The following is a 10,257-nucleotide window of genomic DNA, read 5'->3' on the forward strand; positions in this document are numbered from 1 at the left end:
GGGCCGCCCCTCAACCCGGCCCCGCCGTCGCGGGCGCGACGGCGGGCTCGATCAGCAACATGCCCCCCACCACCAGACAGCTCACCGCCAGCACGCCCAGCACCAGCAGCCAGACGGCCGCGGGGACCCCGGTCAGGCGGGCGAGCTGATCGGCGTCGGAGTCCCGGGCCGCTCCGCGCCTGCGCTTGCCGACCAGTTCTGTCACCGGCCGCACCGCCCCGAACAGCAGGAACCACGTCATCAGCGAGACGAACGCCGCCTGCAGCTCCGGTCCGGCCCCGAGCGCGACCGCACCCAGGACCAGCGCGGACAGCAGCACCGACAGCACACCGTAGGCGTTGCGCACCAGCACGAGCACGCCGAGCAGCAGTGCCGCCGCGACGCCCAGCACCGCGCTGAGCCTGTCCGCCGACACGAGAGCGGCGAACCCCAACCCGAGCAGCGCGGGTGCCGGGTATCCGGCCAGCGTCGTCAGGACCATCCCGGGACCGCTCGGCTTCCCGCGGGACACCGTGACGCCGGAGGTGTCCGAATGCAGGGTGATGCCCTGCAACCGCCGTCCCGCCATCAGGGCGACCAGGGCGTGCCCCGCCTCGTGCACGATCGTCACCACGTTGCGCGCGAACCGCCACGGGGTGCGCACCAGCACGATCAGGCAGGCGACGACCCCCGCGGCGACGGCGATGGTGCTCGCGGCACCGAGATCGAGATCGAGGGCATCGCGCACGGCGTTCTGCTCCACGGTCGTTGTCACCCCGCCAGCTCATCACAGGTCCGTGTCGGCTCCCCGGGTGGATCGCACGCACCCGGGAATCGAGCGTGACCGGCACCACATCGCCGCACCCGTTAGGGTTTCGCGGGTGACCGACCGTCTTGTCTGGATCGACTGTGAGATGACGGGGCTCGACCTCGCCAAGGACGCCCTCATCGAGATCGCCGTGCTCGTCACGGACGCCGAGCTGAACATCCTCGGCGACGGTGTGGACCTGGTCATCCACGCCGACGACGACGCGCTGGCGAACATGCCGGACGTGGTGCGCACGATGCACGCCCGGTCGGGGCTGACCGAGGAGGTACGGGCCTCGACCATGACCCTGGCCGAGGCCGAACGGCAGGCACTGGACCACATCCGCCGGTACGTCCCCGACCCGCGCACGGCCCCGCTGGCGGGCAACTCGATCGCCACCGACCGCGGTTTCCTCGCCCGGGACATGCCCGCCCTGGACGCCCACCTGCACTACCGCATGGTCGACGTGTCCTCGGTCAAGGAGCTGGTGCGGCGCTGGTATCCGCGCATCTACTACGCGAAGCCGGAGAAGGGGCTCGCCCACCGGGCGCTGGCCGACATCCGTGAGTCCATCCGCGAGCTCGAGTACTACCGCCGGACCGCCTTCGTCGCGCACCCGGGCCCGAGCAGTGAAGAGGCTCGCGCCGTCGCCGGTGACGTGCTGCGCGACGGCGGGGAGTAACCCGGTTGCGACGCCGCCACGGCGGCACGTTATGCTGATCCGGCCGAGGCGCTGAGGCGCCTCGCGCATGGTGGGTGTAGCTCAGTCGGTAGAGCACCTGGTTGTGGTCCAGGGGGCCGCGGGTTCAAGTCCCGTCACTCACCCCACTTTCCCCGTTCCGGCCTACGCCGCCTTCCGGTGGCCGTCCGACCCATGCCGCCTTGTCGGCGGCGACGTCGGCGTCCGAGCACTCCCGGACCGTTTCCGGCACGCACGAGCGTGCCGCGGTCTCCCCGTTGTGTCCCGCGTTCCCGCGACACTCCGTGTGAGAGATGGATCGCAGACGGCTGTGCCGCCGAAAAGTTGGCCGTCCTACTAAAATGGCGCGAAACGTGAGGACCGGCCAGGAAGGAATGCGATGAGTGACATCACGCGCGTCGGCGTGATCGGAGCGGGCCTGATGGGCTCGGGCATCGCCGAGGTGAGCGCGAACGCGGGCCTCGACGTGGTCGTGGTCGAGGCGGACTCCGCCGCGCTCGACGCAGGACGGGCCCGCATCGAGAAGTCGATGCAGCGTGCCGTCGACAAGAGCAAACGCTCCGCCGAGGACCGCGACGCCGCGCTCGCCCGCACGGCCTTCTCCGTGGACATCGGCGACTGCGCGGACCGGGACGTCGTGATCGAGGCCGTGGCCGAGAACGAGTCGGTCAAGCTCGACATCTTCGGCAAGCTCGACACGATCGTGCGGCGCCGGGACGCCGTTCTCGCCTCGAACACGTCCTCCATCCCGATCATGCGGCTGGCGATGGCCACCTCGCGGCCCGAGAATGTCGTGGGCCTGCATTTCTTCAATCCCGTCCCGGTGCTGAAGCTGGTGGAGATCATCCCGTCGCTGCTGACGGATTCCGGGACGACCGAGCGCGCCGAGGCCCTGGCCGCCACGCTGGGCAAGACCGTGGTCCGCGCCCCGGACCGCGCCGGGTTCGTGGTGAACGCGCTGCTCGTCCCCTACCTCCTCTCGGCCATCCGCATGGTGGAGGCGGGCCACTCGACCCCGGAGGACATCGACAACGGGATGGTGCTGGGTGCCTCGCACCCCATGGGCCCGTTGCGGCTGGCCGACATGATCGGTCTGGACACCACCAAGGCCGTCGCCGACTCCCTCTACGCCGAGTACCGGGAACCGCAGTACGCGCCGCCGCCACTGCTGCTGCGCATGGTGGACGCGGGACTGTACGGCAAGAAGTCGGGCCGCGGCTTCTACGACTACCGGGGAGAGTGAGATGTACCAGCTGTCCGACGAGCACGAGGAGCTGCGTGCGGCGGTGCGCGCACTGGCGGAGAAGGAGATCGCCCCGCACGCCGCCGACGTGGACGAGAACGAGCGTTACCCGCAGGAAGCGGCCGACGCGCTGACCTCGGCGGGATTCAACGCCCTGCACATCCCGGAGGACTACGACGGGCAGGGCGCCGACGCGGTCGCCGCCTGCCTGGTCATCGAGGAGGTCGCCCGGGTCGACGCGTCGGCCTCGCTGATCCCCGCGGTGAACAAGCTCGGCACCCAGCCGATCCTGCTGTCGGCCTCCGAGGGGCTGAAGACGCAGGTGCTCCCGTCGATCGCCTCGGGTGCGGCGTCGGCCTCGTACGCGCTGTCCGAGCGGGAGGCGGGCTCGGACACGGCATCCATGCGCACCCGGGCCCGGCGGGACGGGGACGACTGGGTCCTCAACGGCACCAAGTGCTGGATCACCAACGCCGGCGAGTCGAGCTGGTACACGGTGATGGCCGTGTCCGACCCGGACGCGGAGAAGAAGGCCAAGGGCATCTCCGCGTTCGTCGTGCACGCCGACGACCCCGGCTTCTCGGTCGGGCCGAAGGAGCGCAAGCTCGGGATCAAGGGGTCGCCGACGCGGGAGATCTACTTCGAGGACTGCCGCATCCCCGGCGACCGCATCGTCGGTGAGCCCGGCACCGGCCTGCAGACCGCGCTAGCCACGCTCGACCACACCCGGCCCACCATCGGTGCGCAGGCGCTGGGCATCGCCCAGGGCGCGCTCGACGCGACCGTGGACTACGTCAAGGAGCGCAAGCAGTTCGGCAAGGCGGTGGGTGACTTCCAGGGCGTGCAGTTCATGCTCGCGGACATGGCCACCGAGATCGAGGCGGCGCGGCACCTGGTGTACGTCTCGGCGGCGGCCACCGAGCGCGGGGACCCCCGGGCAAGCTTTTTGGCCAGCGCGGCCAAGACCAAGGCCTCGGACGTCGCGATGCAGGTGACCACCGACGCGGTGCAGCTCTTCGGCGGCGCGGGCTACACCCGGGACTTCCCCGTCGAGCGCATGATGCGGGACGCGAAGATCACCCAGATCTACGAGGGCACCAACCAGATCCAGCGGATGGTCATGGCCCGGAGCCTGCTGAAGTAGACCGCACCAGCTACCGCCCGGTGTGCGCGCCGGGCACGGAAGAGGCCCCTGTCCCCACCTCGTGACAGGTGGGGGACGGGGGCCTCTTTTCCGTCGGTGCCGTTCAGGAGGCGTCCGAGGTCCACTCGTTCCACGACATCTGCCAGACGCTCCACCCGTCCGTCGGCTCCAGTGTCTGGTCCCCGCCGTTGACGACGGTCACCAGGTCACCGCGCTTGCCGGTGTCCATCAGCCACTTCGCGTCCTGCGGGGCGAGGTTGATGCAGCCGTGACTGACATTGCGGTTGCCCTGGTCGCCGACCGACCACGGCGCGGAGTGGTAGAAGATGCCGCTGTTGGACAACCGCACCGCGTACTCGACCCAGGTCTCGTAACCGTCGGCGCTGTCGGTCGGGACCCCGTAGGTGCTCGAGTCCATGGTGTAACCGTTGTGTTCGCTCATCATCGTGTAGGTGCCGTTCGGGGTGGAACTGGACGGCTTACCCATCGAGATGAGGAACGTCTCGGTCTTCTCGTCGTTGACCGAGATCTCCATCCGGTGGCTCTCCCCGTCGGCGACCGCGACCACCTTGTCCCCGACGGTGAGCCCGACCTTCTCGTCCTCGGCGCCGTAGGTGCCCTCGCCGAGGTTTTTCCCGTAGATCGCGGCGTCGACGGTGACCTCGGTACCCGTCTCCCAGTATTCTTTCGGCCGCCAGATGACCTTCCGGTCGCCGAACCACCGGAACGCACCCTCGGTCTCGGGCTCACTCGATACCCGTAGTGCCTCCTCGGCGGCGGCCCGGTCCGGGACGTCGCCGGTGAACGTGAAGATCAGCGGCATGCCCACGCCGACCGTCTCACCGTCCGCGGCGTTGACGTATACCCCGACCGTGCGCGCGGGGGTGGCCGTGGTGAAGGTCGCGGTCTTCTCGACGGCCTCGCCGTCCTCCCCCGTGGCCTCGACGGAGAGTGTGTAGGTCTTGCCGTAGCCCAACGGCTCGGTCGTGGTCCACAGCGCCCCGTCGGTGCGCAGTTCGTGCTCCACCTTCGTGCCGTGGGTGCCGATCAGCGAGCCACCGGTGATCCGGCCGTGTTCGGCGCTGACCGTCACCGGCTGCCCGGGCTCGACGTCGGTACCGTCGTCGGAGACGGACAGCGCGAGGCTCACCGGCTCGGGCAGGGCGGTCGACACGGGCGTGGCCGCCGACGACGCCGACGGCGCGGCCGCCTCGTCGGCGGCGCCCCCACCACACCCCGCGACCACGACGCCAACCACGAGCAGGGACAGCACTCGGCCACCCCGCCATGGCAACTGTCCACCCCGACGTGCCATTGCAACTCACCTGTTCTCGCGAAATACTTGCCCCGAACGTGTGAGCGCGAGTCTGTCGCACCGGGCACTTCGCGGGGGACGACTTCACCAACTTGTGTCCTCCGCTCAACATCGCCGGAAAGACCGGGGGGCCGCGTCGCGGCCACCACAGGGCGTGCTACTGTTTACGACATCGCCGCACGGAGCCGGGAGATCGGCCCGATCCGGCGAGCGCCATTAGCTCAAGCGGCAGAGCAGCTGACTCTTAATCAGCGGGTTCGGGGTTCGAGTCCCTGATGGCGCACCGAATCCCCAGGTCATTGGACTTGGGGATTTTCTGCGTTCGGGGCGGAGTCAACCGGAACCCAACTCTTTGGACGTTGACTCCGTACCCAGTTCCGCATTCAGAACGTCAGCGGTGTCCGGGTTCGCGACCTTCCGCGCCACGGACACATCCTCAGTCAGCGACGGCCGCGCATGGCCGAGTTGGTCGGCGATCCGCCGCGGCGTGAACTGCGCCGCGTCGAGGATGGTCGCGCACGTCTTCCGGAAGATGTGCGAAGTCACCGGGTATGGGCCGGAGCTCGTGAAGTACCCTGCCCCAGCGGTGCGAGCAGCGTCGCGACGCTTCCTGTGACGAGTGAGTTCAGGGTCGAACTGTCGGGCCGGGTGTGCCTGCGCTGCACCTGCGAGCCCCCGGGCGCCGGAGAGCACCCTCGCCGCCGTGCAAGAACGCGACGCTCAGGCACCGCTGAGGTAACTCTGCAGGCCATCCGCGAGAAGCTCCGCGACCCGGTCGGGCTCGGCAGAGGCGACCGGCTCCACGGCCAGGATTCGTCGGGCGAGGACCAGCCCGGCCATCGTCGCTCCCACGAGATTGGCACGCAGTTCCGCGTCCGGAGCGGTCAACCGCTCTGCGATCGGTCCCATCAAATGGACGGAAATGTTCTCACGCAGCACTCCGGCTGCCTCCGGCTCGCTTGCGGCGGTGCGAACCAGTGCCTCGATTTGACTGCCCAATTCCTCGTCGCCGAGAATCTCGATCATCACCGCCGCCAGCCGTGGACCCAGCGTCTCCAGCGGCCCCTCCACCACAGAAGGGATCCGCGCCAGTAGCTCCTCCGGCGGCGAGAGTACCGCCACGAACAGGTCCCGCTTACTGCCGAAGAAGTGGGAGATCAGTGCTGGGTCGACGCCGGCGTCGGCGGCGATGGCCCGCACCGTCGTGCTATCGAAACCGCGGGCTGCGAACAACGCTTGCGCGGAGCGCTCGATCGCGTCCCGCGTTCCGCTCTCACCGGGACGCCGCCCGGTACGACGACGGGGCGCGGTCTCCCCTGACCCGTTAGCAGCCCCGGATTCACCGGCCGCCGGCTTCGGCTCCATCTCGACCACCCTCTACTTCCGACAAGAGACCGAGCCCAAAGTTACGCGGCCGACCAGCTCGACTTGACGCAGCCGCAGGTGGACAGGAAACTCTACAGATGATGAATTCTGTGCCCGTCGAGCCCGTCGCCACGTCCTCCCGTCAGCGGGCGATGATCCTCATTACCGTCGGGCTCGCGCTGATGACCGTGGTGTCGGCCGTCAGTGGTCTCAACGTCGCGCTCCCGGAGCTGGCACGCGACACCGGCGCCTCACAGACCGAACTGACCTGGATCGTCGATGCCTACACCGTGGTCTTTGCCGGACTCCTGCTCCTGGCCGGTGCGGTCGGCGACCGCTTCGGCCGGCGCGGCATCCTCATCGTCGGCCTGTTCATCTTCGGTGTAGCCGCCGCGACAGCGACCTTCACCACCGACCCCCAGAACCTGATCGCGCTGCGTGCTTTCATGGGACTCGGCGCAGCCGGGATCATGCCGACGACTCTGTCGGTAATCACCACGTCGTTCCCGCCGCAGGAACGACCCCGCGCGATCGGGGTCTGGGTCGGGATCGCCGGTGCCGGCGCCGTAGTCGGGCTCTTCGCCACCGGTGCGCTGCTGGAGTTCTTCTCTTGGAACTCCTTCTTCTGGCTCAACGTCATGCTCGCAGGCCTCGGCGCGCTCGGAACCCTCGCCTTCGTGCCGGGCTCGCGCGAGGAGTCGGCCTCGCCGCTCGACGTTGTCGGTGGCGTGCTCTCGCTGGTAGGGGTGGCAGGACTGGTATTCGGCATTATCGAGAGTGCCGAACGCGGTTGGGGCGACCCGGTAACGGCGACCGGCCTGAGTGTCGGGATCGTCGGTATCCTGGGCTTCCTCGCTTGGGAGTGGCACAGCCCGGCCCCGTTGCTGGACCCACGCCTGTTCCGCCTACGCGGGTTCAGCGCCGGCAGCCTGTCGATCACTGTGCAGTTCTTCGCGATGTTCGGGTTCTTCTTCGTGGTCCTGCAGTACCTGCAGTTCGTGGCCGGCTACTCCCCGCTAGAGGCCGCCGTCCGGCTGCTGCCGCTGCCGCTGGTGCTGATCCCTACCGCCCGACGCGCGCCGGTCATCGCCGAGCGGCTGGGCTTCCGCCTCATGGGTTTCGTCGGACTCACACTCCTCGGCGGCGGCCTGCTGATCATGTCGACGTTGCAGCACCATCTGGAGTATGGGGTGCTGGTCGCCGGATTGGTGATCTTCGCCGCGGGCGCCGGCATCGCGGGCACACCGGCGACCACCGCGATCACCGCCTCCCTGCCCCGTACGAAGCAGGGAGTCGCCTCAGCCGTCAACGACACCGCCCGCGAACTCGGCAGCGCCATCGGCATCGCCATCCTGGGGGCCGCCATGACGAGCAGCTACCGCGACGGCATCGCCGGTCTCACCGCCGACCTACCCGCCCCCGCAGCCCAAGCACTCAACGCCTCGGTCGCCGCCACCCGGTCCCCGCAGATCACCGGCCTCGGAGAGCGGGGTCGCCAGATCGCCACCGCCGCCCAGCAAGCCTTCGTCGACGGTACCGCGCAAGCTATGGTGATCGCTGCCGTCATCGTCTTCCTCGCCGGCCTCGCGGTCCTCGTCCTGGCTCCCCCAGCCCGCTCCGAGGAGCATTGCTGATAACCGCACCTGCACCTCTGCCGCTACGGCCGTCGTGGCCTGCCGGACGCGGTGTCGTGCGTCACCCGGTGGTCGGCCTGCCGAGAAGTGCGCGCAGCTTCTCCAGCGCGCGGTGCTGGGACACCCGCACCGCCCCGGACGTGCTGTTCAGCGCCCGCGCGGTCTCCTCGGCAGACATCCCCAGCACGACCCGCATCGTCAGGATGTCCTGCTGCTTCTGCGGCAGCCGGTGCAGCAGGGCGCACACCATCGTCCGGCACTCACTGTCCACAGCCGACTGAGCGGGCCCCGGACGGTCGTCGGTCGTCTCCGGCAGGTCCTCCGTCGACGTGGGAACGGTCCGCCGGTTCGCCCGGTGGAAGTCGGCGACCTTGCGCCGGGCGATGCCGAGGACGTAGGCCTCGAAGCCGGCCCCGTCCGCGCGGTACCGGGGCAGCGCGTCCATCGCCGCCAGCATCACCTCCTGGACGACGTCCTCGGCGCCCGCGTCCGTGCTCTGCGCCGCGCCGATGCGGGCACGGCAGTACCGCAGCAGTTTCGGCTCGACCCGGCGGAGCAGCTCCGCCAGCGAGTCCCGGTCACCGCCCGCCGCCGCGCGGGTCAGCGAGTGCTCGTCAGGGGGTTGCAGACACGCAGTCATGTGTAGCTCCGGGTGAAAGAAACGTCCTGTGTCCTTGTTGACGTTGAGAGCTAAGCATACGACTGTGTTCACAGTCAACACGGTATTTCAGTTGTGCTAGGCTAACGGTCGTTCCAGTGGAGGTGGGTATGTCAGAGAGCCTGGTGACCGCGGCGGAGATCGCCCGGATGGCGGGAGTGGGCCGTGCGGCGGTGAGCAACTGGCGGCGACGGCACACCGACTTCCCCGAGCCGGTGGTCGGGTCCGGTGCGAACCCGGCGTTCCGGTTGCCCGAGGTCGAGCAGTGGCTCCGCGCGCAGGGCAAACTCGCGGCCGACTCCTCGGAGGACGCGCTGTGGCGGGTCCTCGAGGCGCACCGGGGGGAGGCCGATCCCACCGAACTGGTCACCGCGGTGACGGCCTATCTCCGCGATCCGGACACGGCCGAGCCACCGCGCGAACCACGGATCCGGGAGGCGGTCGACGCACTTACCGACGACGGGTCACCGGCCGAACTGGTCGAGCAGCTGTGTACGTGGCTCTTCGAGCGCCAGCAACGCCAGCATCTGGTGACACCACCCGAGCTTGCGGGGCTGATGGTCGACCTGGCCGCACCGTTCGGGACCACGGTCCTCGACCCCGCCTGCGGTGCGGGCAACCTGCTGCATGCGGCGGCCCGCACCGGCGTCGGCACGGTGTTCGGGCAGGAGGTCGATCCCACCCTGGCCCGCCTCGCCGACGCCCGTCTCGGCCTGCACGCCGACGGCGGCGTCTGCGAGGGCGACGCCCTGCGCGCCGACGGCTACCCGGACCTGCGGGCGGACACCGTGCTGTGCGACCCGCCGTTCGGGTACCGGGACTGGGGACACGAACAGCTGGGGCTCGACCCGCGCTGGGAGTACGGATTCCCGGTGAAGGGCGAACCCGAACTCGCCTGGGTGCAACACTGTCTGGCCCACACGCGACCGGGCGGCACCGCGGTCCTCGCGCTCCCCGCAGGGGTGGCCTCCCGGAGACCGGGGCGGGCCATCCGGCAGGCCCTGCTACGCCGCGGAGCGGTCCGTGCCGTAGTGGCCCTGCCCGCCGGGGTCCTGATGTCGACCGGCATCGCCATCCATCTGTGGGTTCTGAAGAACCCGGATGCGGGTGGTGCCGAGCCGGTCCTGCTCGTCGACGCGGGACATCACGCCCCACGACGCCGCGGCCGGGTGGACTGGGCCGCGCTGACCGACGACGTCCTGGACGCGTGGCGGGAATTCCGCGACACCGGCACGGTCTCCGAGATCGCGGGGCGGCGGAAGAGCGTGGAACCGATCGACCTGCTCGACGAGGACGTCGACCTGACCCCGGCCCGGCAGCTCCCGCAGCCGCGGACCGAGCTCGACGCGGCCGAACTCGACGCGACCCGGCGGGAGCTGGGCCGGGCACTGGCCGACCTCGGCCGGTCCCT

General features: G+C 69.6%; 10 protein-coding genes and 2 tRNA genes. 7 read left to right on the top strand and 5 right to left on the bottom strand.

The window, feature by feature from the left end; genetic code table 11:
• Window positions 1-10: 10 nt before the first annotated feature.
• On the bottom strand, window positions 11-754 hold the full coding sequence (locus SACHA_RS0106235; RefSeq protein ID WP_028662940.1) for a M50 family metallopeptidase: 744 nt from the start codon (window positions 752-754) through the stop codon (window positions 11-13).
• Between the two features lie 106 nt (window positions 755-860).
• Between SACHA_RS0106235 and orn the strand changes: the two genes are divergently transcribed.
• The 4 genes from orn (at window position 861) to SACHA_RS0106255 (ending at window position 3,874) form a co-directional block, all read left to right on the top strand.
• A complete protein-coding gene (gene orn, locus SACHA_RS0106240; protein ID WP_019808064.1) occupies window positions 861-1,469 on the top strand; it encodes an oligoribonuclease in 609 nt (202 codons plus the stop codon).
• 70 nt (window positions 1,470-1,539) lie between these two features.
• A tRNA-His gene (locus SACHA_RS0106245) sits at window positions 1,540-1,615 on the top strand.
• Window positions 1,616-1,866: 251 nt separating this feature from the next.
• Window positions 1,867-2,730, top strand: a complete 864-nt coding sequence (locus SACHA_RS0106250) for a 3-hydroxybutyryl-CoA dehydrogenase (protein WP_019808066.1) — start codon at window positions 1,867-1,869, stop codon at window positions 2,728-2,730.
• A 1-nt stretch (window position 2,731) separates the two neighbouring features.
• Window positions 2,732-3,874: an acyl-CoA dehydrogenase family protein gene (locus tag SACHA_RS0106255; protein ID WP_019808068.1), complete on the top strand. Its 1,143-nt coding sequence runs from the start codon at window positions 2,732-2,734 to the stop codon at window positions 3,872-3,874.
• Window positions 3,875-3,977: 103 nt separating this feature from the next.
• Here SACHA_RS0106255 and SACHA_RS0106260 read toward each other — a convergent pair whose 3' ends face one another.
• Window positions 3,978-5,189, bottom strand: coding sequence for a L,D-transpeptidase (locus SACHA_RS0106260; RefSeq protein ID WP_028662941.1), 1,212 nt, complete (start codon window positions 5,187-5,189; stop codon window positions 3,978-3,980).
• A gap of 210 nt (window positions 5,190-5,399) precedes the next feature.
• On the opposite strand from SACHA_RS0106260, the gene SACHA_RS0106265 reads away from it, so the two are divergent.
• A tRNA-Lys gene (locus tag SACHA_RS0106265) sits at window positions 5,400-5,472 on the top strand.
• Between the two features lie 50 nt (window positions 5,473-5,522).
• Here the strand turns inward: SACHA_RS0106265 and SACHA_RS0106270 are convergent.
• Both SACHA_RS0106270 and SACHA_RS20605 read right to left on the bottom strand, forming a co-directional pair.
• Window positions 5,523-5,735: a site-specific integrase gene (locus SACHA_RS0106270; protein ID WP_019808071.1), complete on the bottom strand. Its 213-nt coding sequence runs from the start codon at window positions 5,733-5,735 to the stop codon at window positions 5,523-5,525.
• A gap of 174 nt (window positions 5,736-5,909) precedes the next feature.
• On the bottom strand, window positions 5,910-6,554 hold the full coding sequence (locus SACHA_RS20605; RefSeq protein WP_051110103.1) for a TetR/AcrR family transcriptional regulator: 645 nt from the start codon (window positions 6,552-6,554) through the stop codon (window positions 5,910-5,912).
• A 98-nt stretch (window positions 6,555-6,652) separates the two neighbouring features.
• Between SACHA_RS20605 and SACHA_RS20610 the strand changes: the two genes are divergently transcribed.
• Window positions 6,653-8,188 (top strand): MFS transporter, encoded by a 1,536-nt coding sequence (locus SACHA_RS20610; RefSeq protein WP_198010104.1) that lies wholly within the window; start codon window positions 6,653-6,655, stop codon window positions 8,186-8,188.
• A gap of 61 nt (window positions 8,189-8,249) precedes the next feature.
• Here SACHA_RS20610 and shbA read toward each other — a convergent pair whose 3' ends face one another.
• Entirely contained in the window at window positions 8,250-8,828 is a 579-nt protein-coding gene (gene shbA, locus SACHA_RS0106285; RefSeq protein WP_019808076.1) for an RNA polymerase sigma factor ShbA, read from the bottom strand.
• A 128-nt stretch (window positions 8,829-8,956) separates the two neighbouring features.
• On the opposite strand from shbA, the gene SACHA_RS25010 reads away from it, so the two are divergent.
• Window positions 8,957-10,257 (top strand): N-6 DNA methylase (locus SACHA_RS25010; RefSeq protein WP_083935792.1); only part of this gene is annotated, 1,301 nt, incomplete at its 3' end.

The organism is Saccharomonospora halophila 8, assembly GCF_000383775.1.
Classification (GTDB): Bacteria; Actinomycetota; Actinomycetes; order Mycobacteriales; family Pseudonocardiaceae; genus Saccharomonospora; species Saccharomonospora halophila.